The sequence below is a fragment of the Hoyosella sp. YIM 151337 genome, from assembly GCF_026041215.1.
Classification (GTDB): domain Bacteria; phylum Actinomycetota; class Actinomycetes; order Mycobacteriales; family Mycobacteriaceae; genus Hoyosella.
Genome location: NZ_JAPEIQ010000033.1, coordinates 101,215 through 127,126, shown reverse-complemented (window position 1 = coordinate 127,126; position 25,912 = coordinate 101,215). Strand labels below are relative to the sequence as shown.

Sequence of the window (25,912 nt, the reverse complement as noted above, 5' to 3'; positions counted from 1 at the left end):
TACGCGTACCTGCTGCTTTGCCACGGCGGTAGCAGTGGAACAAGCACTCACAGTCTGCCACCGCCGTCACCGTGCGATCAACCTGACGCAGTGTCCGCGAGCTGTTCACCACTGCGTGCGCACGCTCACTGTGAAAGTCGCGTCGCTGTGAGCCCCCGCTGATCAGGGACCTCTCAGCTCCACCACTGCGTGAAGAGGACGGTGCTGACAAGAGTGATTACGATCACGCTCCACAGCAGCGCACGCATTCCGCGGCTGCGGTCTGCCGCCACCTGGGCGGTACACGCGATAATTGCGCCCGTGACGTGCCAGGCCACCGAACCCGATCCGGGTCCGGCGAGACCACGTTCCGGGGCAAAATGGCTCACGACGGCAACGACAGCGGTGAGAATCAGCAAGCCCCCAGCGAACAGTCCAGCAACCCAGCGAAGGAAACGGACGAGGATACCGTCCCGGCGTGCGTAAGAATGCGGGCTCTCGGCGTGCTGAGGGCTGCGCAAGAATTCCTGGGAACCCTGCGGGGCCCAGTACCCCTGATAGTCCTGTGAGGGTGGGTAATTCCCGTAGCTCGACACCCTAGCCGCCTGACTCCCTTGTGGTCACACCGCCCAAAACGGGGCGCTGCCGCCTAACGCTGCACAACGCCGACTCCGGTACCAGCAGCAACGATCGCGTCGAATTGCTCGGACTGCGTCGTGTGCTCCCCCAGCCGGACATGCTTATTCGCGCCATGATAGTCGGATGATCCGGTGGTGATCAGGGCGTACTGTTCGGCAATGCTGAGAAGCAGTTTCCGGTCAGCTGCGGAATGGTCGGTGTGGCTGACCTCGAGCCCGGCGAGGGCACCCGAAGCGGCCAGTTCTTCGATGTGAGCGACATCGAGAAGCCTCCCGCGCGCTCGCGCACGCGCGTGCGCGAGAACTGGGACGCCCCCGGCTTCACGGACCATCCGAACGGCGCTGTCGAGATCAGTGTCATCCATGCGGACGTAGTACGGCCCGCGCGGCGAAAGATGATAATTGAACGCCTCAGGTACTGAGTTGACGACACCAGCGCTGACCAGCGCCCGCGCCAGGTGCGGCCGCCCCACGGCAGGGCCAGCCTCCGCGAATAGCTGATCCGTGTCGATCGGCACGCCGTCAGCACGCATGCGCTCAGCCATCACCCTGATCCGCGTCCGGCGTGCGTCTCGCAGCCGCTTGCGCTCATTAGCCAGTGCCGGGTGGTCAGGATTAAAGAGGTAGGCAAGCAGATGCACGGAAACCGGGTAGCCGTCCTCGCCCCGTCCCACACAGGACATCTCCATGCCCCGCACGAGGGCCATTCCCGACGGAAGAGCTGCCAGGGCCGCATCCCAGGCAGCGGTGGTGTCATGGTCAGTCACTGCCAGGACGTCTAGCTCAGCTGCGGCGGCGTTGCGCACTAGCGCCGCGGGGGTGTCTGTCCCATCGGACGCTGTGGTGTGCGTGTGAAGATCAATGCGCCTCATCACGTAAATCCTCCCACGCCGTGCGTCACGACATGCGCACCGCGGAGCGCGCCGGGTCGGCAGTGTCGATCGAAGCTTCCTTCCATGCCTCCCGGAGAGCGGCGACCCCGCGCAGACGGACCCACGCGGCCTCCGTCGCCGTGACAGGGACTGCTTCAAAGAACTCGACTGCCGACATCGGCTCGCTGAGCGTCAGCGGAGCGATATCGCAGGGGCCGAGCACCACCGCGGTGAAAGCGGATCCCGGCCACAGCGGCTCGCTGAGGTCGACTAGCGAGTCCGCAGCGAGCACGAGCCCGTCGACCGACGGCGACGCCGCGAGAACCGCCAGGGGACGCAGCACCTGGTCGACACCTCCGCGCAGCCGCATAAGTATCTCCGCGCGCGGCCCGCGCACCGGATCTGCCATGAGATCTGCCGGGTCGCCCATCGGGTGCTGACTGCATCCACTGGTCACGTAGTAGACCAGCCCTTGCGGATCGCCGCCTGCCGGTCCGTAGCGCAGCACCTCGATCGGCTCGACACCGAGGAACGTCACGGAGGCGGCAACGGGATCACCGAGGTTCAGCTCGGTCGTAACGTGAGCACGCACTCTCGCCGGGATATCGCGCAGCGCCATCGTCAGTAGTCACCCGCAAGCCGGGCCAGCAGATCGCGGCCCTGTTCAGCCGACTTGGGGTTGCACAGAACGTCGTATCTGCCGGCAACAAGCTGCATGGTCGACTGAAAATCGCGCTGGCCGCGCGAGGCCGCATACTGCACCGCTTGCATAACTACCCAGAAGAGCACGCCAAAGAAGATGCCTGTAACGAGCGGCTCGAGAAGTTGTCCGGTGAAGATGCCGATGAGCAAACCGATGAAAACGCCGATCCACGCGCCTGTCACCACTGCGCCGCCGATCACTCGCGGCCAATTCAGACGGCCAGTCACTCGCTCGACCTGCATGAGATCGACTCCGACGATAGTTACATCCTGTACTGGGAACTGCTGATCGGACAGGTAATCCACAGCACGCTGGGCCTCCGCGTAGGTCGGATACGCACCAATCGGCCATCCAGTTGGCGGGGTGGGCAGCCCGAAATTCTTGGCCCCGCGCAGCGGGCTTGTCATCGTCGCTCTCCTCGGAAGTGTGCGGCGTTCTACCTAGATAACGCATGACCAGAGCGAGAAGTGCCGGGCCGTGCTCAACTGTGACTCTAATCCCACGCTCACCCAGCGCGGCGATTGTTACGACGCCAGGCATGCACACGGTACGCGACAGTTCCTGAGAGTTCCGGCCCGCGCTGGGCCGATTCACCCATTCGGTGCGCAGAGATCGGTGTCGACTATGTAAAGTTAGTCACGTTTTGACAACGAACGTGAGGATTTTCGCCCGTGCCGACGAAGAAACGCCGCGCGACGAAGCGCAACCGCAGGGGTAGCGTTCTCGCTATGGCGGGGTTGCTCCCAGCAGGATTGTTCGGAGTTGCCGCCGCATCTGACCTCGAATACTCAGACAGTGCAGCTCAGGCTGCGCATGAAGTCGAGATCAGCCATGCGGCCACCGCCGCGTCATACACCCCAGCCACAGTGGGAATGGTCGCGCCTGTCCAGCGCAATCCAACGGTTCTCCGCAGCCCGCAAACAGTGGCTGCTGATGCAATCGCGCGACAAGCAGGTGAAGACTTACTAGAGGGCCTCAATCTTGCCGTCGGTGATGCCCTCAACGGCGCCACCGTGAACCTCGGCGCGTTCCGGATTCCCGCTGTGATGCTGGAGGCCTACAAGAAGGCCGCAGCGCAGATGACGGCGTTGCGTCCCGGCTGCGGGATCGAGTGGACGCTGCTCGCCGGTATCGGCCACGTGGAGTCCGGACACGCGTCAGGCGGCGCGGTCGACGTCAATGGCCGCACACTGCGGCCTATTCTGGGTCCGCGTCTGGACGGCACCACCCCGAACACCGCGGTTATCCGGGACACTGACAATGGCGAACTTGACGGTGATCCGCAGTTCGACCGTGCCGTGGGACCAATGCAGTTCATTCCGAGCACGTGGCGTATGTACGCCTCGGACGGCAACGGTGATGGCAACTCCGATCCGCACAACATCTACGACGCGACCGTCGCTGCCGCAAAGTACCTTTGCGACGCCGGTGGTGACCTCACGGTGCCCGGTAACCAGGAACGTGCGATTCTCCGTTACAACGCTTCACGCAGCTACCTGAACAATGTGCGCAACTGGGCGGTGGCGTACGCGACTGGCGTCCTGCCGACACCGACCGATCTACCACCGGCCGGTGACCTGCCGTGGGAGCTGCCTGACCCATCAGCCGGGCAGGATCGCGATCCGATGGCCGCGCTGCTCGACGAGCTTCGCCGGGAAGACGAAGACGACGAGGACGACGACGCCACCGAGGAGGAGACCCGAGACGACGAGCGGCCGCGCAACCCGCTCGAAGAGCTCGCGGATATGCTGCCGCCACCGCCGCAAGTGCCATGTGTGCTGTTCTGCGCGCCGCCGCCACCCCCGCAGGATGCACCGCCGCCACCCCCGCAGGATGCGCCCGCACCACTGATTCCGGGCCTGCCGGACCTGCGGTTGCCACTGCCATGATCGTGTCCGCCCCCAGCGCACCTAGGCGAGTCGTCGTCTGCTGGGGGCGGCGCCTATGATCGAGGGTGATGTCATCACTTACTGAATCGGCCATCCGGTCAGCGCTTGCCCGGGTACAGGATCCTGAGATCCGTAAGCCCATTACTGACCTCGGCATGGTGAAAAACATCGACATCTCGCACGACGGAGATGTCGAGATTGGTATTTACCTGACTGTGTCTGGGTGCCCGATGCGCTCTGAAATCGAGAATCGCGTCACCGCAGCCGCCGCGGACGTCGCCGGCGTCCGGAATGTTCAGGTCACACTCGATGTGATGAGCGATGAGCAGCGCAGCGAACTACGCAAGAAGCTGCGCGGTGACGCCAGCGAGCCGGTAATCCCGTTCGCCCAGCCGGACTCACTTACGCGGGTCTACGCAGTCGCATCGGGAAAGGGCGGGGTCGGGAAGTCTAGTGTGACGGTGAACCTCGCCGCCGCCCTAGCGGCACGCGGACTCTCCGTCGGTGTGCTCGACGCGGATATCTACGGACATTCGATTCCTCGCATGCTTGGCACTGACGCGAAGCCCACCCAGGTCGAGCGGATGATCCTGCCGCCGATCTCGCACGATGTGAAGCTTATCTCGATCGCCCAGTTCACGACGGGCAATGTGCCCGTTGTATGGCGCGGTCCCATGCTCCATCGTGCGCTGCAGCAATTTCTCGCCGACGTCTTCTGGGGCGATCTCGACGTGCTGCTGCTTGATCTGCCACCGGGAACGGGTGACATCGCAATCTCGGTCGCCCAGCTCATCCCTGGTGCGGAAATCCTCGTCGTGACAACCCCGCAGCAGGCTGCAGCCGAGGTCGCCGAACGTGCTGGCGCCATCGCACTTCAGACGCATCAGCGGGTCGCGGGCGTGATCGAGAACATGTCGTGGCTTGAACTGCCTGATGGCACCCGAATGGACGTTTTCGGCTCTGGTGGCGGGCAAACCGTCGCGGAGCAGCTCACCACCTCAATTGGCGCGAAGGTGCCGCTGCTCGGTCAGGTGCCCCTGGACCCCGCGGTTCGCGAGGGGGGCGATGCGGGAACGCCGATCGTTCTCAGTGCACCGGAGTCGGCGGCAGGCGCCGCACTGCTCGGTATCGCTGAGAAGCTGGCTGTCCGGCAGCGAGGGCTCGCGGGCATGTCCCTGGGGATCGACACGACGCGGCACAGTCGCTGAGCAGGCGCCGTGGAGCCGTCGGAGTACACCGTCCACCACGGCCCACCGAGTTTGCGTTCGCGTATCACGTGGTGGTGTACCTGGCTGTTCGTACGCCCTCTTTTTCTGCTCTGGCCGCTCGGCGTGCTGGGATTCTCGCTGATCATCGCGCTTTCCGCCCGGGTCGAGCGCCGACTGGCCACTCACGGCAAATCGTCGCGCTGCATCTACACCAATGCGAAGCTCGGTGGCTGCCCTGCCGAGTGGGTGACCTCTCGGATACCGGAGCCCACGGACCAGCGACCAATCATCCTCTATCTGCACGGCGGCGGGTTCTACTTCGGGGGCCTGGGTTCGCACCGGCCGATCTGCACAGCTCTCGCTCAGGTCGCGCAGGCCGAGGTGGTGTCGATCGCGTATCGACAGCTTCCTGACGGCGGCGTAGGCACGTCCATTGCCGATGTGATCGCCGCTTACGAAGAACTCCTCACCACGGCGGGAGCAGAACGGCCGCTATTCGTGGCCGGCGATTCCGCGGGCGGCTACCTCACGATGAAGGTGGGCGAACTAGCTGCGGCGCGGAACCTCCGCCGGCCCGATGGGTTGCTCGGGTTTTCTCCACTGCTTTCGCTATTTCCCGAGCGCTACCACGCCGCACGACCGGCACGGGACGCTTACCTGCCCGCCCGGCGGGTCGTTCGAGTCCGTAAACACTGGCTTTCCGGTGACGTTGACGTCGAAGGCGTGCTCTCCCCGCTCCACGCAGTCGATGTGATCACCTCGCCGGTGTTCATTACTGTGGCGCTCAACGAACTGCTCGCCGCCGACATCCACGAGTTCGCGGCAGCACTCCACCGCCGCGGGGTCCATACCGAGGTGCACGCGTGGCCGCGCCAACTCCATGCCTTTCCCGCGATGGTGTACGTCATACCCGAGGCTGCGGACGCGATCGCCGAAGCCGCCGAGTTCATACAGTCAGCTGTTGACCAAAAACGATACAACCGACAGCACCACAACGAGTGACACGAGCACCGCCCAAATGACGAGGAGCCGGTTGTTCTGCATTACGTCGCGTCCGTATCGATCGGTGGCGTCTCATTCGGGGTGAGCGGGGATCGTTCGGGGTTCATGTGCGGCTTACTTCCTCCGTTCGCCTTTTTGTCAGCACCGGGGGCAGGCTTGTCGTCGAAATTGCCGGTGAATATCGAGTCGTCGCCGTCGAGCAGATGCTTGGTGATCGCGCTGCGCGGCGACATGTTGCGTAGATTCTGCAGTTCAGCGATCGGCTTGCGGAATTCGTCGAACTCGGGACCGATCTCTTCCCGGATCTGTTTACTCGCCCCGGAAACGTACTCGCGGGCCTGCCGAAGGGCGCGGGCAGTCCAGGTCATCGCGCCCGGCAACCGTTCCGGCCCGAGTATGACGAGGGCGGCCACCATCAAGATGAATATCTCGCCCCAACCGATATTGCTGAACACGGTGCTAGCTTACTTCCTCGACAGCAGACGTGGCGTGTGTGCGATCCGGATCATGGGAGGGCCTCTGGAGTCACTTCAATATCGATGAGTCGTCCAGCGCGGACGAGCTGTACGGTCACCGATTCGCCGATCGCTAGATTGTTGACCGCGACTATTAGCTCGTCGGCAGTGAAGACCTCGCGGTCGCCCACGCGGACGATCACGTCACCTTCCCTGATCCCGGCGCGCTCTGCCGGACTGCCGCTGTTGACGTTGGCGATTTCCGCCCCCGTCGCGACGTCGTTCGACACTGACCGGGCGGTGACGCCAATCCCGGGATGCTCGGCACGGCCCTGGCTGATCAGCTGCTGACTGACCATCACGACGGTGTCCGCGGGAATGGCGAACCCGAGGCCAATAGAGCCACCAGTGGCAGATCTGATGGCTGTATTGATGCCAATTACCCGGCCCTCCAGGTCAACGAGCGGGCCACCAGAGTTACCCGGATTGATTGAAGCGTCCGTTTGGATCGCATCGATCACGCCATCCGTGTCGGTGCCCTCGCCACTGAGCGGTACCGGGCGGTTGAGCGCGCTTACGATACCCCGCGTCACCGTACGGTCGAGCCCTAGCGGCGCACCGATCGCAAGGACTTCCTCACCCACTTGGACGGACTGAGACACCCCGAACTCTGCCACCGTGAGGTTATCGGCGGTGGTACGGATCACTGCGAGGTCAGTGCGCGTATCACGCCCGACGATCTCAGCAGGCGCGCGGCGACCGTCGAAGAAGAGCACCTCGATTTCCGTATCGCCGCCCCGAGCAGCCATGGACACTACGTGGTTGTTCGTCACTATGTAGCCGGCGCCGTCGATGACGACCCCGGAGCCCGTCGCGGCCTGATTACCTGACAGGACACGAATGGAGACGACAGCGGGTGTGACAGCCTGCGCGACCGAGGCAATCGGCCCGCCAGGGTTTGCGGCATCTGGTTCGTACTGCGAAATCGACACGCGAGAACTCGTACGCGCTTCATACACTTCGGCAGTCAGTCGACCGATGAGGCCACCCGCGACGCCGATCACGAGCGCTGCCACGGCCAGCACAGCCAGGGCACGGCGCTCAATCCGGCGCCCGAACAGCACCTCCCGAGTAGTCAACCGGGGCGCGGGTGGTAACGCCTGCGGATCGGCGACTGGTGCCCGGAGCGCCGGGGCACCCAACTGCGCGGATGACTGCGGATTCCGCCATGGGTCAGAAGCCTCCGCTGCGGACTGCCCGGCCGCCATAGCATCCTCATCCGGGGGACGCTGGAGAACATCAGCGTCTGGCGCGGGGCGCCCAAACGCTTCAGCGAGCACCGGGTCGGGACGCTGGATCTCAATCTCCGGCACGTCACGTGCGTGGCCATCTCGGGGCAGGAAAGCCCCGCTTACCCCATTTGGCCGACCGAACGCGCGACGGGTTTCTGGGTCGATGTCCGGGCTGGCTAACGGCCGAGGCGCAAGCCGTGGACGGGCACTGCGATCCCGGGAATGGCCGATCCCCCCGATCTCACCGTCGTTCACAAACCACCCAGTCTTCTATCCGTCACGACAACGCGGACCACCCGGCTACCGCGGGGGACGCAGTCAGCAGTGTCACCGCCTAGCGGCGCTTTCGCCGCGGCTGAGCAGGAGTCGCAGGCGATACCACGGGGAATTCGGGCGCCATCGCCGCGCTCGCGGGAATCTGGGAAAGCACATTCAGAAGTGACTCCGGGATCCCCACCGGCCCGGATTGCCGCAACGCGGAGCGCGCTTGCACCTGTGCGCTGACCTGTTCGCGGCACTCTTGGCAGACCGCGAGGTGTGAACCGGCCCGCAGATAAGCCGACATCGGCATCTCGCCGTCGACATAGGCTGCGATGGCCTCGTGCGCGAGGTGCTCCGTAGGCCGAAACGTCCGCTGCCGAGATGAATGCTGGAGAGTAAGCGGAGGCGATTGCAGGGGAAGCCCGGAACCTGAGTTCCAAGCGGAGAGGGAAGGAAGCCTCCAGCCGAACATTCGCCTAGGCATGCCGCCTGGTGACACCATCACACCTCCTCGATCGGTTTCTGCTCTTTCCACGCTACGCCAGAATACGTCGCGACGCGCGATTCCAGAGTACCGAAACTCACGGCTCGCGCCTGCCGGCAAGCACCGGCCCAGCCGCTAACTTTTTGCGGGAGCGAGTCCTTGCATCCCCAAAACACCCATCTGCTTCAGGTTTTCGCGCAGCGCTTGCCGTCCCCGGTGGATGCGGCTGCGAACCGTACCAAGCTTCACTCCGAGGGTCGCGGCGATTTCCTCATATGACAATCCCTCGATATCGCACAGCACGACCGCCGCACGGTAGTCAGGCGGAAGACCGTCGAGTGCACGCTGCAAATGCGGATCAAGCCGAGAGTCGTGATAGATCTGCTCCGGGTTCGCACCGCCGGACGGGACACGTTCGTAGTCCTCGGGCAGCGATTCCATCCGGATGCGGGTGCGCCTGCGGACCATGTCGAGGAACAAGTTGGTCGTGATTCGGTGGAGCCATCCCTCGAAGGTTCCGGGCTGGTAGCTCGATAGCGACCGGAAAACGCGGATGAAGGTTTCTTGCGTGAGGTCCTCAGCATCGTGGGCGTTACCAGACAAGCGGTAAGCAAGGCGATAGACCCGATCGGCATGCTCGCGGACGAGTTCGTCCCAACTGGGGAGCGGAACTTGCCCGTCCGACGCGTCAAACGCGCCTGTACCTGTCAAGTCCGGGCGTGAGTCATGGTCCGCGGAGCTCCCCACTTCTTCGGTGCTCGCGAGTTGAACCTCGGCTTCTTCAGGCGCCGACGAGGCCTTCTGCTTGCTCGATCCCGAGCCAAGTACGCGCATCAAACTCAGTGCCGCCTCCCCATCAAGACCACTCTCACGCGACATCATTGCCCCTGTCAACTTCCCGCGCCACCGGTTTTATTCCCGGCCCGCGGACACCTGCCGCGCTGCAGTCGCACCGTTTCGCTGACCATTACTGTGGCCGGCAGTAATGTGCACCCACTATGAGTGCCCTGAGGACAGCCTGAGAAACCTCGCCGGACGCGCGGGATCTCGATTGTGCTGAGTTTCTCAAAGAAACCGGCGCTATCACGTCGTTCTCCGCGTGCCTGCCACCACCGCCTGCCGATAAAGCGATAACCTGCTGACGTGCTAGCTAATGCCGACCTCATGCTCAACCACGCCGAATCGTCCACTCTCGAAGACGAGGTCCTCCGCACGGTCCGCGAGCGAGCCGACGACCTCGGCGCCCGCGCGGTAACCCCGGCGGTGGGCGCAGCACTGACAGTCCTCACCAAGCTCACCGGCGCTCGTGCCGTCGTTGAGATCGGCACCGGCGCTGGTGTGAGCGGCTTGTGCCTGATTCGAGGGATGCGTGAAGACGGCATCCTAACGACCATCGACACCGACACCGAGCACCTCCGCGCAGCCCGGCGCGCATTCCAGGAGGCCAAGATCGCGTCCACGCGCACGCGTCTCATCAATGGACGCGCTCTCGACGTGCTGCCCCGCCTGGCTGACGCCGCGTACGACCTCGTTTTTATCGATGCCAACGTCGTGGACCAGCCGCAGTACGTGGCCGCAAGCACCCGGCTGCTGCGTCCTGGTGGGGCGCTGGTCGTCAACGCATCGATGCTCGGCGGCCGAGTGGGCGACGCGAGCCAGCAGGACGCCGCGGTACAGGGTGCACGCGAGGCAGCCCAACTGATCGAGGATGACGAGACACTAACCAGCGTCCTGTTCCCGCTTGGCGAAGGCCTGCTCTGCGCAGCGCGCTGCTGAGCACAGCGCGGCCCTCCGGCCGCTTCCGCTAGACCCAGACGCCCTTGCCTATGGCCACTACGCCGCCATTGCTGACGGCGAAGCGCTCTCGGTCGCGTTCGTCGTCGACACCGATGAGTGCGCCTTCACCCACAACGACGTTCTTGTCGAGAATGGCGTGCCGCACAACCGCTCCGCGCCCGATGCGCACGCCAGGCATCAGCACGCTTCCCTCGACGGTGGCGCCCGCGTCGACGATCACGTTGGAACTCAGCACCGACTGCCGGACCACCGACGCCGAGATGATACTTCCTGCTCCGACCACCGATTCTTGAGCGAGCCCGCCGTCGACGAACTTGGCTGGCGCCAGATTTTCGGCGGCGCCGCGGATCGGCCAGCGGCGGTTGTACAAGTTGAATACTGGCTGTGAGGACACGAGATCCATGTGGGCGTCGTAGAACGCGTCGATTGTTCCGACATCACGCCAATAGCCGCGGTCGCGGTCAGTCGCGCCCGGTACGTGATTGTCATTGAAGTCGTACACCGCTGCTTCACCCCTGGACACGAGCATCGGAATGATGTCGCCACCCATGTCATGGTCGGAGTCTGAATCTTCCGCATCACTGCGGAGCGCGTCCACGAGCGCCTTTGTTGTGAAGACGTAGTTGCCCATTGAAGCGAATGTCACGGTCGGATCGTCGGGTGTACCAGGCGGATCTGCGGGCTTCTCAAGGAATTTCGTGATTGTCCCCGACGCGTCGGCTTCGATACACCCGAACGCACGCGCGTCGGAGCGAGGTACGCGGATACCCGCGACTGTAACCCCGGCGCCCGAATCGATGTGCTGAGCCACCATCTGTTCCGGATCCATCCGGTACACATGGTCAGCCCCGAACACCACGATGTACTCCGGGTCTTCGTCGAAGATGAGATTCATCGACTGATAGATCGCGTCCGCACTGCCGGTATACCACCGGGGGCCGAGCCGCTGCTGCGCGGGCACCGGCGTGATGTACTCGCCCGCGAGTCCCGACAACCGCCAGTTCTGGGATATGTGCCGGTCCAGTGAGTGTGACTTGTATTGCGTCAGCACGCAGATCTTCAAGTACCCGGCGTTGACAAGATTACTCAGAACGAAATCGATAAGGCGATAGGCCCCGCCGAACGGCACGGCAGGTTTTGCCCTGTCTGCGGTTAGCGGATAGAGGCGCTTGCCCTCACCGCCAGCGAGAACGATCCCCAGAACGTGCGGCTGACTCCTCACGCCATTCAACCTATCGTCGCGTGCGGGGCTTGCCAACCATCGCCACGACTGATCACACAAGGGCGCGCGTAACAAGCTGGTTTATCACGTCACGTTTTTGTGAACACGGACAGATCAACCGCGACTGTGATAGCCAGTGAGTCACTCGAGCGCGGAGTCAGCCCGGCAAGGATCGCGCTTCGCTGCGCACTATCGAGGTGATATGCGGTCGGCCCCATAGCAAGTAGCAGTTCCGCTGATGCCTTCGGCATGTCGAGTTCGTACGTGACGGCTAACCGCTCGGCGACGGTGAAGCGGTCGCCCAAACTGCTGTCGAGTCGCTGGGTCTTTCCCGCTTCGACGGTTACCACCCCCGGAACCGCAGTGAGTTCGCAAAGATGCTGCGGCCGGGGAGTCACAACGATCCAGTGACCCCCTGTACCCAGAATTCGCGCGGTCTCCGCAACGTTGCGCGGCGCGAAGACAGAGAGAACCGCATCAGCGCGCCCGTCTCGCAAGGGAATCTGCCGCCATACATCCGCGAGCACGCCGCACATCCGGGGGTGTCGGCGCGCCAGCCTGCGCGCTGCGAACTTAGACACGTCGACGCCGATGCCCACGCTGGCCGGGAACTGATCCAGTACCGCGGCGAGATAGTCACCAGAGCCAGCACCAGCATCAGCCACTACCTGACCGGCCTGGCTGCCTGCATGCCGCCGTACGGCTGCCGCGATCGCGTCCTGTATCGGCCGGTAATGCCCGTGAGACAAGAACTCATGCCGCGCGGCGAGCATCGCCGCGTCATCTCCCGGAGCGCCCTGCAGGGGCGCGCGCAAGAGCGTGACGTACCCCTGCTTAGCGATGTCGAAGGAGTGCCGGGAGCCGCACGTCAGCCGCTGACCGTCGCGACTTAGTGCACCACGGCAATGCGGGCACATCAGCGCATCGACGGCCACGCCGAGCACCCGATCAGCCCTGCTGCCCGTCGCATGGCCGCTCAGGCTGTGCGGGCCCCCGCGCAGCAATCTGCTCTACCAGCCTCGTCAGTGTCCGTGCCCCAAAACCGCTGGCAACCGGATTGACCTCGTCGTAGGTATCTTCGGCGCGTGCGGGACCCGCGATGTCGAGGTGTGCCCAGCGGGTGCTGCCGGCGAACTCCTTAAGGAATAACGCGGCAGTGATCGCGCCGGGGCCGCCCGGCGCCTGTTTCAGATCCGCGATAGCGGACCGGACAGCGTCGGCGTACTCGGGGGAAAGCGGCAGGCGCCACCATCGCTCGCCTACGTCAGAACCGCTGCGACACAGGGCCGTCGCGAGTTCCTGGTCGTCGGTGAACACAGCACCCGTCCGCATGCCCAGAGCGACCTTCATCGCTCCCGTCAGCGTGGCGATATCGACGAGCACGTCCGGTTCGAGATTCGCCGCCGCGTACGCAAGTGCGTCAGCCAGGACCATTCGCCCTTCAGCGTCAGTATTGGTTACCTCAGTGGTAAGCCCCCCATAGTGGGTCACGACGTCACCTGGGCGATACGCACTGCCTGACAGCATGTTTTCGGCACACGGCACCAATGCGGTCACGCGGGCGTTCAGGCCAAGATCGGCGATCGCGCACATCGCACCGAGCACGGCTGCGCCACCGGCCATATCAGTCTTCATGAGATGCATGTTCTCGGCAGGCTTGACCGAGATCCCGCCCGTGTCGAAAGTGATGCCCTTACCGACGAGGACGACATGCGGGACATCGGCTCCCCCGCTGGATGGTTCACGTGAATCCTGTGGCGGATGCCAGCGCACCTCAATCAGCCGTGGCGGTGCGGCCGAGCCGCCGCCAACCGCAAGCAGACCTCCGAAACCCGTTTCTGCCAGCCAGTTCTCGTCAAAGACGGTCACTTCGACACCGGCCTTCGCACCGACTGCGGAAAGCGCAAAACCCGCGAGGGTCGCTGGCGTCTTCAGGTTAGAGGGCAAATTAGCGAGATCACGCGCCAGCGCCGTCGCGCGGCCCAGTGCCCCCCCGCGGCGCACCGCATTCCGCGCGTCGCGCGAACCGGACAGCGTGACGTGCGGAACCCGGTTCGGTGCAGTGCCGGACACTCGCATCTCATGCGATCCGGCGACGATTCCCACGGTGAACGCCTCGATCTCAGCATCGCTCGTCTCCGCCGGGATACGCACGGTAACACCGTTCTTCGCAGGACCAGATGCGTACTGCCGCGCAGCACGGATCATATCCGCGCCTGCCGCGCGCCACGGCCTGTACGGATCCGGAACGCCATCTCCGATACTGACTGCTGCGTTGCGCGGATCGAGCTGCACCCGCCACGGCAGGTGTGAGTCGCCCGGTATCTCGACCACGGGGCGGAGCGAATCCGGGGCGCACAGCTCCACTTCGACACTGCTGTTGCCGGCTTCGTCGGGGCGGGCGGTTTCCCATGTCACCGTAGTTACCAGCGTCGGGATTTCGGGTTGCACGTTCATGTCACCTCACATGCCGGAGCCCTGTGCTTCCGCATCGGAAGACAGGGCCCAGAACCACACGGTCAGCAAGCAGCCTTGTCAGCTGGTCACTGTCTTGAGAGCTTCTCCCAGATTGGCGGCCTCGTCCGGTGTTAGTTCGACGACCAGTCGTCCACCGCCCTCGAGTGGCACACGCATCACGATCCCGCGCCCCTCCTTGGTCGCCTCCAGCGGACCATCGCCAGTACGGGGCTTCATCGCCGCCATCTCTGCTCCCTCCACAAATCCCGTGCACATTCCGCTTCGGCGGAATGGCGGATGTCAGACCATTAGTCTAGTCGTGCCGCAACACGGCTCAGAAACCTGCCCTGCCGCAGCGCAGGTCCTGTACGCTCCTCATTCTCTCTTGTTTACGCCCGCACTGTGCAGTGCAACACCACTCCTCTGAGTCTTTTCACAGACTCGAGACGGGGCTTTTCACTCTTACCGGGCAATTACGCAGATGGTCGTCGACCATTCCCGTCGCTTGCATGAGTGCATATGCCGTTGTAGGGCCGATGAATGTGAAGCCCCGGCGGCGCAGTTCTTTCGCCATTGCGGCTGATTCGGGGGTTACTGCAGGAATATCCCCGATCACGCGGAATCGCTGCGGCCGCGGCGGTGGGGCGAAAGACCACAACAACTCACCGAGCTCGCAATCGAGTTCTAGAACCCGGCGCGCGTTATTCACGCAGGCTTCAATTTTTCGCCTGTTCCGGACGATCGATGAATCGAGCAGCAGCCGTTCGACATCGCCACTGCCGAATTGGGCCACGACCTCCACACGAAACTGCGCGAACGCCCTCCGAAAAGCGTCACGCTTACGCAAAATCGTCAGCCACGACAGGCCCGACTGGAAGGCCTCGAGACACAACCGCTCGAATAGCGCATCGCGCCCGTGCACCGGTCTGCCCCACTCTTCGTCGTGGTACTTCTCGTAGAGTGGATCGCCTTCTGCCCATGGGCAACGGAGCTGCGACAGGTCATCCGTCACTGCTGCGCCCGCTCAGCCGCCAACTCGGCGCGCAACACGTCGATTTCTGCGGCCAGCCGGTCTAGTGCCCAATCGACCTCAGCCGCCTTGTAGCCGCGCAGCGCCTGCTGGAATTTGAGGGCCCGCACGTCATCACCGCTTACTCGCTCGACGGGCAGCGCCGTCGGGCTGGTATGCGGGGGCAGCGGAGGCAAGGCTTCGCCGCGCCCGAAGACGAGCGCGGCGAGGGCGTACAGCACCCCCGCGACACCAGCAACAACGAGGACGTAGAGTAGCGCGGTGGTCACGCTCTCATTTTGCCGTGATCATGAATTTCTTGCACAAGTCGCGACAGCGGCGGGCGATCCTCGAGGTCGACCTGTGACGTTACGGCCTCGAACGACTCGCCCGACGGCAGGTACTGCGTGAGCCCGACACCGGAGTCGCCGACACCCACGCGTTCGAGCAGAGTTGCCATGATTTGCCTGCTCATGAACCCAAGATCGGTCAGCGGGCGGTTTCGATGCTTCCGGACGCCAAGGTTCACCTGGGCGATCGCGTCGATTCCCCATCGGTGATAGGTATCGAGCAGCAGCCCGATTTCTACTCCGTACCCAGGCGCGAATGGCACCGACTCGAGTAATTCACGTGAACCGGCGTATTCGCCGCCGAGCGGCTGAAAAACCGCGGAGAGTTCCGGTCTCAGGGCGGTCAAGAGGGGTCGTGCCACGAGTTCTGTCACGCGGCCTCCCCCATGAAAATGCTCGGCACCCCCATCGACGAGCGGGCGCCGGTAGAAGCCTTTGACCAGGTGGATCCCGCGAGTCATCAGCAACGGGCCAAGCAGTCGCGGGACGAACATCGGGTCGGGATCGATCAAATCCGAGTCGATGAAGACAATGAAATCGCCGGTACTCGCCGCAACACCTCGCCACAGCGCCTCACCTTTGCCGCGCACTGGCACGACACCCGGCAGCGCCTCCTCCCGCGAGTAGACGGTGGCACCGGCAGCGCGTGCCACGGCAGCGGTGCTATCAGTCGAGCCCGAGTCCAGCACGATCAGCTCATCAACCAGTCCGTCGGTGAGCGGCCGTATGGTGTCGAGCACGCCTGCCACGGATTCTTCCTCGTTCAGGGCCGGCAATACAACAGACACCGTCCGTCCGCGCTTCGCAGCTACGAGTTCAGCCACCCTCCACTCGGGCTCTGTCCAGCTATTGGTCTGCATCCAATCTTGGCGCAGCGGTGTAATCGTCATGCGAGACCCCTTACTGTTCGCGCGGGTGGTCGTGTTCCGGCGATCGCCGCCACCATCTCAAGAACACGCCGCGTTTGGGCAACCTCGTGAACGCGGAACATACGCGCGCCACACCACGCGGCTACAGCAGTCGCTGCCAAGGTGCCCTCCAATCTTTCGGTCAGACCCACGTTTAGAGTCTCCCCGATGAAATCCTTATTGCTCAGCGCCATCAAGACAGGCCATCCGGAATTCACAAGAACGTCCAACCGCCGCAACAATTCAAGGCCGTGAAAGGTGTTCTTCCCGAAATCATGTGTCGGGTCGATGAGAATACCGTCCCGTCGCACCCCAGCAGCCAGCGCACGCTGTGCCGCGCGCGTCAGATCGTCCGCGACGGTCGCCGTGACGTCGGCGTAGCGCACGCGATGCGGTCTAGTCCGTGGCGCGGCGCCGCCAGTGTGCGAGCAGACGATGCCCGCGCCGAGTGACGCCGCGACGTGCACTAAATCGGGATCCGCGCCGGCCCAGGTGTCGTTGATGAGGTCCGCGCCGGCCACACACGCTTCGCTGGCCACTTCCGCTCGCCAGGTATCCACACTGATCAAGACGTCTGGGAACTCCTGCCGTACCGCCGCCGCGAAAGGCACAACACGGCGAATCTCCTCCTGCTCATCGACCAGCGCGCCCGGACCCGCTTTCACACCGCCAATGTCGATTACGTCGGCGCCCTCGGCGACTGCCCGCTCCACCGCCCGCATCGCGGCCGCATCAGTGAACGTTGCGCCGCGGTCATAGAAGGAGTCAGGGGTGCGGTTGACGATCGCCATCACGAGCGCGCGATCAGTGGGGACCGAACGCCCGCACAGTGTCGGTGCGATCGTCACGCCGCGCGAAGAGTCGTCTGGGCACATGGCGTCCATCGTGTCACGTTTCTCAATCAGGTTTGTTGCTGCTCCGCATAGGCGTTCAGCACAACGTCCACGCTGCCTCCGGTCTTGAGAAACCGCCGGTCGAGCAGTTCCGCGAGCTTGTGCACAGCGTCGTCCAGCACGCTCGCTGAATACTGGATGTCGGCAGAGTCTGCCAGGCTTGCCCGCTCGGACAGCGACAACACATGGCCAAGCTTGGCCGCCAGCGTCGAGTGCTGGCCGCCATCCCGAAAATAGTACGTTTCGGCGTACTGGTCCAAGTCAATACGCACCTGTGCGAGACCAGTCGCGATTTCATCGAGCGTTCTCGTCACAGTGTCGACGCGCAACTCGCCGAGGAGATCACTGAAACCGTTGCGCTCGATCATATCGATCCGCAGTGCCAGCACGCGGCGTCGCGAGAGCGCTGGATAGACCTGCAGGACCCAAGAAACTGCAGCCGTCAGCAGACCAAATCCGATCAGCGCCTGAACAGGCGACACCACCCGCAGCCAGGGGGCGGTCGGCACTATGTCGCCGTAGCCAAGCGTCGCCAGAGTCACAAGGGACATGTACAACGCATCGATGACCTGTCCAGCACGGAAGGGGTCTAGCCCCACTTCATAGCTCACGTCTTCCGGCATGTGGGGGTAGTAGATCAGCGTCCACCCCAGCACAATCAGCCCGCCCCACGTGCCGATTACACCGACCATCGCGAGCGGTCCACTCAGCCTGCGTCCGCGCCGTCCAATCAGTGCGGTCAGCCGCCACACACACATGAGAACGAAATGTGCGATCCTCCCCTGACCGCTCGTATGCCACAGCGTGTGGAAAATATCCCACAGCACCACGACGACGAGCGCAGCCCCCAGCGCAGTGATAATCCAGTCCACCTGCGAGTCCTATCCCTAGGAGTAGCCGCTAAACGCCCGCGGCTCCGGGCGCACACCGCTCCAGCGCCTCATCGAGGCTCTTCACGATGTGGACCCGAGCGAGCGAGCGCTGACTCACGAAGCCTGTAGGCACCATCGAATGCAGCCAGTCGAAAAAACCCGCGAAGTGACCCATGGGATCGAGCACGACCAGCGGTTTGTCGTGCATTCCCAGATATCCAGCGGTCCATGCTTCAGTGAATTCTTCGAGCGTGCCGATCCCGCCGGGCAGCGTCAAAAAGGCGTGCGCGCGCTCTTCCATCTGCTTCTTCCGCTGCCGCATGGTGTCGGTGACGATCAGTTCATCCGACGCAGTGTCGGCGACCTCACGGTGCACCAGCGCTTTAGGGATAACCCCGACAGTCCAGCCGCCGGCCGCGCGGGCAGCGGTCGCGACGGCGCCCATCATCGAAATGTGCCCGCCGCCTGAAACGACGCCCCAGCCACGGCGGGCGATCGCGTCACCGACGTCTGCGGCGAGTTGCAGATACTCGGCGGGCACCGGCCCCGAGGCGCAGTACACGGCAATCATGTGGCGGTGTGAGCCCTGGTGCTTCATGGGGTGCCGCCCGCAATTGACTTCGTGTGGATCGTCTGTTGCGCCGCGTCAATGATTTCCACAACCGTTTCCGCGCTATCCGTGACATGGATGAGGTCCGCGTCCGCGGCGCCAATCTTGCCGGTGTCCCCCAGCTGGTCGCGAATCCAGTCGACCAGGCCGCCCCAGAAGTCCGTTCCAAAAAGTATCACCGGAAATCGCGTGATCTTGTTCGTCTGAACAAGGGTGAGCGCCTCGAAGAGTTCGTCGAGCGTGCCGAACCCGCCAGGGACGCACACGAACGCCTGCGAATACTTGACGAACATGGTCTTGCGCACGAAGAAGTAACGGAAGTTGATGCCAAGGTCGAGCCAGTCATTGAGTGCCTGTTCGAATGGCAGCTCGATCCCAAGACCGATCGAGTACCCGCCCGCTTCCCGCGCTCCACGGTTCGCTGCTTCCATTGCACCGGGGCCGCCTCCAGTGATCACCGCGTAGCCCGCGCGCGCCAGCGCCGTGCCGATTTCGCGTGCTGCCTCGTAGTCGCCGGAACCAGGCTCAGTACGCGCCGAGCCAAACACCGTTACCGCGCGCGGAACCTCAGCGAGGGCGCCAAAACCCTCGACGAACTCAGCCTGGATGCGCAATACCCGCCAGGGGTCGGTGTGCACCCAGTCGCTTGGCCCGCGGCTGTCGAGAAGCCGCTGGTCCATCGTTACCGGAGTAACCCCAGGCGGGCAGCGCTGAAGCACCGGGCCACAATACTGTTCCCACGCCGCGTTCAGGGGATCGTCCGGACTCGGCGATGGGAGCTTCGTTGGCGCCATGCGCGAAGACTAACCAACGTGGGGGTGTTCTGTGCTGTCCGTCTGCGGCGTTTCGAGATGTGCGATCAACCGCACAAGTAATCGCCGCAACTCGGAGTGCTCGGGCATGCCTGAGACGAGGCGCGGATCGTCGCGCTCCAGGGCGTGGAGTTCGTGATAGATCCGATAGCCGCGGTCCGTGATTGCCACCGTGGTGCGGCGAGCATCGTTCTCGTCGCGCGCGCGAGTGACATAGCCCTGGTGCACTAGCCGCTCGATCGTCCGGCTGATCGTCTGGTCGGTGACACGGCACTGCCGGGCCACCTCGCGCTGGTAGCGCGAACGTTGCGCGACACAGTGCAGCACGGCTAGGCCCGCATGCGTCAGCCCTCGCTCACTGAGGATCGCTTCCCAAGCGTGCTCGAGTCTCCGCGCCGCCGCTGACAGCAGACGGCCAGTCGGCCAGGCTGATAATGGATCGATCTCATCAGTCATTAACCTCACCCAGTTGCAAATTGTTCAGCTTGCTGAATAATGGCTGGCATGACCGCCGCCCCACCCCGATCTGCAGCCCGGCAACTCCGCTGGCTGCTTCCCGGATTGCTGCTCGTCGCCTGGCTCGGCCTCGGCGGCGTTGCCGGGCCCTTCGCCGGGAAACTCGGCGAAGTTCAGGTCAACGACGCCGCCGCCTTCCTGCCGCAATCAGCCGAATCCACCGAGGTACAGGAACTGCAGCGCCTCTTCACAGACACCACCGCCGTCCCTGCGATCGTAATCGCCGAACGCTCGGGCGGGGTGCAGCCGCAGGATGCGGATTTTCTGGAAGGGGCACTCACCGGCATCCAGGGTCAGCCCGGCCTCGCCGGTCCGTCATCGCCACCGATCCCATCCGAAGATGGTGATGCGGTCCAGGTGATCATTCCGGTGGATGCGAACGGCTCGGTCTCCGACGCCGTCGATGAATTGCGAGAAGCGCTGGCGGACGCACCCGACGGCCTGAGCGTATTCGTCACTGGGCCAGCTGGATCCAGCGCCGACCTTGGTGCGGCCTTCGCGGGTATCGACGGGCTGCTGCTGATCGTTGCGGCCGCGGTTGTGATCGTCATCCTGGTCATCGTCTACCGCAGCCCGTTCTTGCCGTTGATCGTCGTGACAAGCGCGATCCTTGCTCTCGCGCTGGCAAGCATGGCGGTCTACTTTCTCGCGGACGCCGGCATCGTGACGCTGAACGGACAAAGCCAGGGCATTCTCTTTATCCTCGTGTTCGGTGCGGCGACAGACTACGCACTCCTGCTCGTCGCGCGTTTTCGCGAAGAACTGCGGGTGGGTACAGACCGGCTCGGCGCCATGTGGCGCGCCTGGCGTGCCGCCCTGCCGCCCATCGCCGCCTCCGCGGGCACCGTCATCGCGGGCGTGCTGTGCTTGTTGCTGTCAGACCTCAACTCCAATCGCGGTCTCGGACCGGTCGCTGCCATCGGCATCGCCGCATCCTTCGTCGCGACCATGACATTTCTGGCAGCTGTGCTCGCGTTGCTCGGCCGCAGCGCCTACTGGCCTGCCCGGCCCCGCTACAGCGCCGAAGAAACCACTCCTGACCGCAATTACCGATTCTGGGCGGCGCTAGCCAGGCAAATCGAAGCACATCCGCGCCGCTATTGGACCGTACCCCTCATCATCGTTCTCGCATTCGCTGCCTTTCTGCCGCAGTTGCGCGCCGACGGGGTCGCGCAGAGCGAGATCTTCCTGACGCAGGTCGAGTCGCAGGAAGGCCAGCAGGCACTCGAACGTCACTTTGACGCAGGCAGCGGATCCCCTGCCATTGTGATCGCGAACGCCAGCGCAGCAGAGTCGGTGCGCGCAGCTGCGGCGCGGACAGAAGGCATATCGCGCGCCGAGTTCATTCCCGGCGAAGACGGCGGACCGCTCGTGCGTGACGGGCTCGTGCAGCTAGAAGCGACGCTCTCGGCACCCGCCGATTCCGAAGACGCCGAACAGACCGTGCGGGAGTTGCGCAGCACCCTCGCTGCCGTTGATGGGGGAGATGCCAAGGTCGGTGGCCCAACCGCGATCCAAATTGACACCGATGACACGTCCAAGCGCGATCGTGCGTTGATCATGCCGCTCGTCCTGCTCGTTGTCTTCGCGATTCTCGCGCTGCTGCTGCGGGCACTGCTCGCCCCGTTGTTCCTGATCGCGACAGTTGTTGTCTCATTCGCCGCGACACTTGGCGTGAGCGCGCTAATTTTCAACCACGTGCTGGGTTTCCCTGGCGCGGACCCGGTGATCCCGCTGTTCGCGTTCGTATTCCTGGTGGCTCTTGGTATCGACTACAACATCTTTTTGATGACGCGGGCCCGTGAAGAGACCTTGCGGATAGGCACCCGTGCTGGCGTGCTGCGCTCACTTGTCGTAACGGGCGGCGTGATCACTTCCGCTGGGATCGTGCTCGCTGCGACGTTCGCGGCGCTCGCCGTGATACCGCTGATTTTCATGGTGCAGATCGCGTTCATCGTTGCGTTTGGCGTTCTGCTCGATGCGCTCATCATGCGGTCACTGATCGTTCCGGCCGTCGTCAGACAAGCTGGGCCGGCGATCTGGTGGCCGAGCCGGCTGCGGCACGAGCACGAGAACATCAGCCTTCCAGATACGCCCGCAGCAGTTCCGTCACCGCGGTGATCTGTGCGACGGGTACATGCTCGTCGCGCCGATGCGCAAGATTGGGATCTCCCGGGCCGAGGTTGACCGCGGGCACACCCCGCGCCGCGAATCGCGATACATCAGTCCAGCCGTACTTGGCGCGCACCTCGCCCGCAGCGGTGACCAGTTCGGCCGCTGCCGGGTTAGCGAGGCCAGGCAGGGCGCCCGGCGAACTGTCCGTGAGCTCAAGTCCGAACTCGATACCCGCGAACACATCGCGAACATGTGACACGGCGGCCTCGACACTGCGGTCTGGTGCGAAACGAAAGTTGACGTCTACCCACGCCTCGTCGGGCACCACGTTCCCGGCGACGCCACCACTGATCCCCACCGCGGACAGGCCCTCACGATAAACGCACCCATCGATATCCACAGACCGCGCTTCGTACCGCGATAGCCGCTCAAGGATGAGCGCGAGTTTGTGGATGGCGTTGTCGCCCATCCAGGCGCGGGCGGAGTGTGAGCGGATGCCGCTCGTGCTGAGCCTGGCGCGCAACGTGCCCTGGCAGCCTGCTTCGATCACGCCCGCGGTGGGCTCACCAAGAATTGCGACATCAGCAACCAGCCATTCAGGCATTTCCCGCTCGATCCGCCCCAGCCCGTTGTACGCGGCGGCGATCTCCTCGCAGTCATAAAAGATCAGCGTCAGGTCGAACCGGGGATTGCGCAGCGTCGCAGCAAGGTGCAGGAAGACCGCGTCGCCAGATTTCATATCCACTGTTCCGCAGCCGTGCAGAATGTCGCCCGTGCGGCGGGACGGTACGTTCTCAGCGATCGGCACCGTGTCGAGATGACCGGCCAGAATGACTCGCCTGCCCAGGCCCCGGTTCGTACGCGCGAGCACCGCGTTGCCGCTCCGGGTGATCTCGTACCCGGCCGTCTGCGTGCGCAGCGCTGTCTCGACCTCGTTGGCGATGAACGCTTCGTCGTGCGAGACGCTGGGGATATCAACGAGCGCAGCGGTCAGGCTGATCGGGTCTGAGCGAAGATCAAGAGTCACGCAATCCAGGCTATCGCCCGCAGCCGCTTCCTTGTGCGGCGCCATACGGAGGCAGAACACCAGATGTCGGTCGCAAGCGGTAACCTGTCTGCCCGTGAGCACAAACAGTACTGCAGCAACGGGCGCACAAGCGGTCGGCATCGCGAACATCACCAATGACGGCGTTGTCCTAGACACGTGGTACCCAGCTCCGGAGTTGGGTGATTTCGGCCCGGCCGGCACTGAGGTCCTCAACATGGCAGCCACTCCTCCGGAGTTGGTCAGCCTTCTCGGCACTGACGATGACCGGGGTGTACAAAAGGTTGCCGTCCGGACCACTATCGCCGCGCTGGATGAACCCCCCGCCGATGCGCACGATGCATACCTCCGCTTGCATCTGATCTCACACCGGCTGGTCCGCCCGCATGGGCTCAACCTCGACGGTGTCTTCGGAAAGCTGACGAACGTCGTGTGGACCAACTACGGCCCGTGCGCCGTAGAGGGGTTCGAAAAGGTCCGGGCAATGCTGCGCCGCCACGGCCCAGTCACCGTGTACAGCATTGACAAGTTCCCGCGTCTCGTCGATTACGTCATCCCATCGGGTGTGCGCATCGCCGACGCGGACCGGGTTCGCCTCGGCGCGCATCTCGCGTCCGGAACCACAGTCATGCACGAAGGGTTCGTCAACTTCAACGCGGGGACGCTCGGCGCGTCGATGGTCGAAGGCCGCATCTCCGCAGGCGTGGTGATCGGTGATGGGACGGACGTGGGCGGCGGCGCCTCCATCATGGGCACCCTTTCCGGTGGCGGAAAGGAAATCATCTCGCTCGGCGAACGATGCCTTCTCGGCGCCAATGCCGGTGTGGGAATATCTCTCGGGGACGATTGCGTTGTCGAAGCCGGGCTGTACGTCACTGCAGGCACGAAGGTCACTGTCGTGTCTGGCAGCGGGAGTACATCCGTAAAAGCCCGTGAACTCAGCGGCGCGAACGGACTGCTCTATCGTCGCAACTCCGTAACCGGAGCTGTTGAGGTCGTTTCCCGGCAGGGCAGCGGCATCGAACTCAACGCGGCATTACACGCCAACGACTGACCAGCGCACACCCAAGCGCCCATTCAAGGGACACACACCAATTGACAACCACAACTAAAGCGCCGCAGCCCGCACACCTCGGGCACGGCCTCAAGGTCCGCCATCTCACCATGATGGGTCTCGGATCTGCCATCGGAGCCGGGCTATTCCTCGGCACCGGAGCGGGAATCGCCACAGCGGGACCCGCAATCCTGATTTCGTACTGCATCGCCGGATTCATCGTCATCCTGGTGATGCGCATGCTCGGTGAAATGGGTTCGGCCATACCCGCGAGCGGCTCGTTCTCCCACTACGCTCGTATTGGTATCGGCCCGTGGGCCGGGTTCGTCATGGGCTGGCTCTACTGGGGACTGCTCATCATGGTTATCGGCGCCGAAATCACCGGCGCTTCGGCACTCATGCACCACTGGTGGCCCAACATCCCCCAGTGGGCGATCGCGCTCGGCATCGTCGTGTTCTTCGCACTCGTCAACCTTGCCCGCGTTGCGAATTTCGGTGAGTTCGAATTCTGGTTTGCACTCGTCAAGGTAGCCGTGATCGTTGGTTTTCTCGCGATCGGTGGGCTGCTCGTCTTCGGCCTGCTGCCCGGCACTGACCCCGTCGGCTTCACCAATGTTGTGGGCCATGGCGGCTTCTTGCCGAACGGCATCGCAGGCATCGCGGCTGGGCTTCTGATCGTCGCGTTCGCATTCGGTGGCATCGAGATCGTTACGATCGCGGCCGCGGAATCACGCGACCCGGAACGCAGCATCGGCATCGCAGTGCGCAGCGTGATCTGGCGAATCAGCATCTTCTACATCGGTTCCGTGGCCGTGATGGTTTTCCTGTTGCCCTGGAACTCCGAAAGCCTGGCCCAGAGCCCGTTCGTCTCCGTGCTCAACCTCGCGAACATTCCAGCCGTCGCCGGTTTCATGGAGTTCGTTGTCGTTGTTGCGCTGCTCTCCGCGTACAACGCGCAAATCTACGCCACGTCACGCATGGCGTTCTCCCTCTCGAGCCGTGGGGATGGCCCTCGTCTCCTGACGAAACTGTCAGCGAACAACGTGCCGGTGTACGGTGTCCTGCTCTCGATTTTCTTCAGCTTCGTCACCGTCGTGCTGATCTGGTGGCGTGCCGAGAATCTGCTGTACACACTGCTCAATGCTGTGGGCGCGGCGCTGCTCGTGATCTGGATTTTCATCGCGGTAGCGCAACTGCGCCTGCGGCCACAGCTCGAGCGGGAGGGAAAACTGCACCTGCGCATGTGGCTGTTCCCGTACCTGACCTGGTTCACGCTGGCCCTGCTCGCTGGCCTCATCGTGCTGATGCTTACCGACGCGGCCGCACGCGAACAGCTGATCTCGACAGCCGTGCTGTGCCTGATTCTCACCGCCCTCGGGCTGTGGAACGAGCGGCGCAAACGTGCGGAGGAGAGCCTGGTTTCGGCGCCATCCTAAGTACGGCGGCAAACGCACCCGAAACGGGACAGG

At 63.7% G+C, this 25,912-nt stretch carries 28 protein-coding genes; 7 read left to right on the top strand and 21 right to left on the bottom strand.

Annotation, left to right across the window (positions count from 1 at the left end; all coding sequences use genetic code 11):
- Positions 1 to 173 precede the first annotated feature (173 nt).
- From ONR57_RS17640 to ONR57_RS17625, 4 genes are all read right to left on the bottom strand, one after another.
- Positions 174 to 500, bottom strand: coding sequence for a hypothetical protein (locus tag ONR57_RS17640; protein ID WP_265124830.1), 327 nt, complete (start codon positions 498 to 500; stop codon positions 174 to 176).
- Between the two features lie 128 nt (positions 501 to 628).
- The gene (locus ONR57_RS17635) at positions 629 to 1,489 is read right to left on the bottom strand and encodes a PHP domain-containing protein (protein WP_265124829.1); all 861 of its coding nucleotides are present in this window, start codon (positions 1,487 to 1,489) and stop codon (positions 629 to 631) included.
- A gap of 25 nt (positions 1,490 to 1,514) precedes the next feature.
- Positions 1,515 to 2,108 (bottom strand): suppressor of fused domain protein, encoded by a 594-nt coding sequence (locus ONR57_RS17630; protein WP_265124828.1) that lies wholly within the window; start codon positions 2,106 to 2,108, stop codon positions 1,515 to 1,517.
- 2 nt (positions 2,109 to 2,110) lie between these two features.
- Entirely contained in the window at positions 2,111 to 2,599 is a 489-nt protein-coding gene (locus ONR57_RS17625; protein ID WP_265124827.1) for a general stress protein, read from the bottom strand.
- Positions 2,600 to 2,863: 264 nt separating this feature from the next.
- Here ONR57_RS17625 and ONR57_RS23390 point away from each other — a divergent pair, with 264 nt between their 5' ends.
- From ONR57_RS23390 to ONR57_RS17610, 3 genes are all read left to right on the top strand, one after another.
- Positions 2,864 to 4,081, top strand: coding sequence for a lytic murein transglycosylase (locus ONR57_RS23390; RefSeq protein ID WP_265124826.1), 1,218 nt, complete (start codon positions 2,864 to 2,866; stop codon positions 4,079 to 4,081).
- A gap of 68 nt (positions 4,082 to 4,149) precedes the next feature.
- Complete coding sequence (locus ONR57_RS17615) at positions 4,150 to 5,289, top strand: Mrp/NBP35 family ATP-binding protein (RefSeq protein ID WP_265124825.1); 1,140 nt, start codon at positions 4,150 to 4,152, stop codon at positions 5,287 to 5,289.
- A gap of 9 nt (positions 5,290 to 5,298) precedes the next feature.
- A complete protein-coding gene (locus ONR57_RS17610; protein ID WP_265124824.1) occupies positions 5,299 to 6,291 on the top strand; it encodes an alpha/beta hydrolase in 993 nt (330 codons plus the stop codon).
- A gap of 41 nt (positions 6,292 to 6,332) precedes the next feature.
- On the opposite strand, the gene tatB is transcribed toward ONR57_RS17610, so the two are convergent.
- From tatB to sigE, 4 genes are all read right to left on the bottom strand, one after another.
- Positions 6,333 to 6,746, bottom strand: a complete 414-nt coding sequence (tatB, locus tag ONR57_RS17605) for a Sec-independent protein translocase protein TatB (RefSeq protein ID WP_265124823.1) — start codon at positions 6,744 to 6,746, stop codon at positions 6,333 to 6,335.
- Between the two features lie 50 nt (positions 6,747 to 6,796).
- Positions 6,797 to 8,293: a S1C family serine protease gene (locus ONR57_RS17600; protein WP_265124822.1), complete on the bottom strand. Its 1,497-nt coding sequence runs from the start codon at positions 8,291 to 8,293 to the stop codon at positions 6,797 to 6,799.
- Between the two features lie 79 nt (positions 8,294 to 8,372).
- Complete coding sequence (locus ONR57_RS17595; RefSeq protein ID WP_265124821.1) at positions 8,373 to 8,801, bottom strand: zf-HC2 domain-containing protein; 429 nt, start codon at positions 8,799 to 8,801, stop codon at positions 8,373 to 8,375.
- Positions 8,802 to 8,918: 117 nt separating this feature from the next.
- Positions 8,919 to 9,665 (bottom strand): RNA polymerase sigma factor SigE, encoded by a 747-nt coding sequence (gene sigE, locus ONR57_RS17590; protein ID WP_374116480.1) that lies wholly within the window; start codon positions 9,663 to 9,665, stop codon positions 8,919 to 8,921.
- Between the two features lie 261 nt (positions 9,666 to 9,926).
- Between sigE and ONR57_RS17585 the strand changes: the two genes are divergently transcribed.
- Positions 9,927 to 10,559, top strand: a complete 633-nt coding sequence (locus tag ONR57_RS17585; RefSeq protein WP_265124820.1) for an O-methyltransferase — start codon at positions 9,927 to 9,929, stop codon at positions 10,557 to 10,559.
- Between the two features lie 28 nt (positions 10,560 to 10,587).
- Here the strand turns inward: ONR57_RS17585 and glgC are convergent, their stop codons facing one another.
- The 12 genes from glgC to ONR57_RS17525 all read right to left on the bottom strand — a co-directional run bounded on the left by glgC (position 10,588) and on the right by ONR57_RS17525 (position 20,169).
- On the bottom strand, positions 10,588 to 11,802 hold the full coding sequence (gene glgC / locus ONR57_RS17580) for a glucose-1-phosphate adenylyltransferase (protein ID WP_265124819.1): 1,215 nt from the start codon (positions 11,800 to 11,802) through the stop codon (positions 10,588 to 10,590).
- Between the two features lie 89 nt (positions 11,803 to 11,891).
- Positions 11,892 to 12,737: a putative RNA methyltransferase gene (locus ONR57_RS17575; protein ID WP_265124818.1), complete on the bottom strand. Its 846-nt coding sequence runs from the start codon at positions 12,735 to 12,737 to the stop codon at positions 11,892 to 11,894.
- Positions 12,738 to 12,750: 13 nt separating this feature from the next.
- A complete protein-coding gene (locus tag ONR57_RS17570; protein WP_265124817.1) occupies positions 12,751 to 14,259 on the bottom strand; it encodes a M17 family metallopeptidase in 1,509 nt (502 codons plus the stop codon).
- 78 nt (positions 14,260 to 14,337) lie between these two features.
- On the bottom strand, positions 14,338 to 14,505 hold the full coding sequence (locus ONR57_RS17565; RefSeq protein WP_013808139.1) for a DUF3117 domain-containing protein: 168 nt from the start codon (positions 14,503 to 14,505) through the stop codon (positions 14,338 to 14,340).
- A gap of 187 nt (positions 14,506 to 14,692) precedes the next feature.
- The gene (locus tag ONR57_RS17560; RefSeq protein ID WP_265124816.1) at positions 14,693 to 15,271 is read right to left on the bottom strand and encodes a DNA-3-methyladenine glycosylase I; all 579 of its coding nucleotides are present in this window, start codon (positions 15,269 to 15,271) and stop codon (positions 14,693 to 14,695) included.
- Complete coding sequence (locus tag ONR57_RS17555; RefSeq protein ID WP_265124815.1) at positions 15,268 to 15,558, bottom strand: DivIVA domain-containing protein; 291 nt, start codon at positions 15,556 to 15,558, stop codon at positions 15,268 to 15,270. Before ONR57_RS17555 ends, ONR57_RS17560 begins: the two co-directional genes overlap by 4 nt.
- Positions 15,555 to 16,508: a glucosyl-3-phosphoglycerate synthase gene (locus ONR57_RS17550; protein ID WP_265124814.1), complete on the bottom strand. Its 954-nt coding sequence runs from the start codon at positions 16,506 to 16,508 to the stop codon at positions 15,555 to 15,557. Before ONR57_RS17550 ends, ONR57_RS17555 begins: the two co-directional genes overlap by 4 nt.
- Positions 16,505 to 17,401 (bottom strand): dihydropteroate synthase, encoded by an 897-nt coding sequence (gene folP, locus ONR57_RS17545; protein ID WP_265124813.1) that lies wholly within the window; start codon positions 17,399 to 17,401, stop codon positions 16,505 to 16,507. The genes ONR57_RS17550 and folP overlap by 4 nt, the downstream gene beginning before the upstream one ends.
- A gap of 26 nt (positions 17,402 to 17,427) precedes the next feature.
- Positions 17,428 to 18,291, bottom strand: a complete 864-nt coding sequence (locus ONR57_RS17540; RefSeq protein WP_265124812.1) for a potassium channel family protein — start codon at positions 18,289 to 18,291, stop codon at positions 17,428 to 17,430.
- Between the two features lie 28 nt (positions 18,292 to 18,319).
- Positions 18,320 to 18,889 carry a TIGR00730 family Rossman fold protein gene (locus ONR57_RS17535; RefSeq protein ID WP_265124811.1) on the bottom strand — a complete coding sequence of 190 codons (570 nt, stop codon included), beginning with the start codon at positions 18,887 to 18,889 and terminating at the stop codon, positions 18,320 to 18,322.
- Positions 18,886 to 19,695 (bottom strand): TIGR00730 family Rossman fold protein, encoded by an 810-nt coding sequence (locus ONR57_RS17530; RefSeq protein ID WP_374116479.1) that lies wholly within the window; start codon positions 19,693 to 19,695, stop codon positions 18,886 to 18,888. The genes ONR57_RS17535 and ONR57_RS17530 overlap by 4 nt, the downstream gene beginning before the upstream one ends.
- Positions 19,696 to 19,704: 9 nt before the next feature.
- Positions 19,705 to 20,169, bottom strand: a complete 465-nt coding sequence (locus ONR57_RS17525; RefSeq protein WP_265124810.1) for a MarR family winged helix-turn-helix transcriptional regulator — start codon at positions 20,167 to 20,169, stop codon at positions 19,705 to 19,707.
- Between the two features lie 48 nt (positions 20,170 to 20,217).
- On the opposite strand from ONR57_RS17525, the gene ONR57_RS17520 reads away from it, so the two are divergent.
- Complete coding sequence (locus ONR57_RS17520; RefSeq protein WP_265124809.1) at positions 20,218 to 22,350, top strand: MMPL family transporter; 2,133 nt, start codon at positions 20,218 to 20,220, stop codon at positions 22,348 to 22,350.
- Here ONR57_RS17520 and dapE read toward each other — a convergent pair.
- The gene (dapE, locus tag ONR57_RS17515; RefSeq protein WP_265124808.1) at positions 22,307 to 23,371 is read right to left on the bottom strand and encodes a succinyl-diaminopimelate desuccinylase; all 1,065 of its coding nucleotides are present in this window, start codon (positions 23,369 to 23,371) and stop codon (positions 22,307 to 22,309) included. The genes ONR57_RS17520 and dapE overlap by 44 nt on opposite strands.
- Before the next feature lie 94 nt (positions 23,372 to 23,465).
- Between dapE and dapD the strand changes: the two genes are divergently transcribed.
- Both dapD and ONR57_RS17505 read left to right on the top strand, forming a co-directional pair.
- The gene (dapD, locus tag ONR57_RS17510) at positions 23,466 to 24,443 is read left to right on the top strand and encodes a 2,3,4,5-tetrahydropyridine-2,6-dicarboxylate N-succinyltransferase (RefSeq protein ID WP_265124807.1); all 978 of its coding nucleotides are present in this window, start codon (positions 23,466 to 23,468) and stop codon (positions 24,441 to 24,443) included.
- Between the two features lie 110 nt (positions 24,444 to 24,553).
- Positions 24,554 to 25,879, top strand: a complete 1,326-nt coding sequence (locus ONR57_RS17505) for an amino acid permease (RefSeq protein ID WP_374116483.1) — start codon at positions 24,554 to 24,556, stop codon at positions 25,877 to 25,879.
- The last annotated feature ends 33 nt before the right edge of the window (positions 25,880 to 25,912 follow it).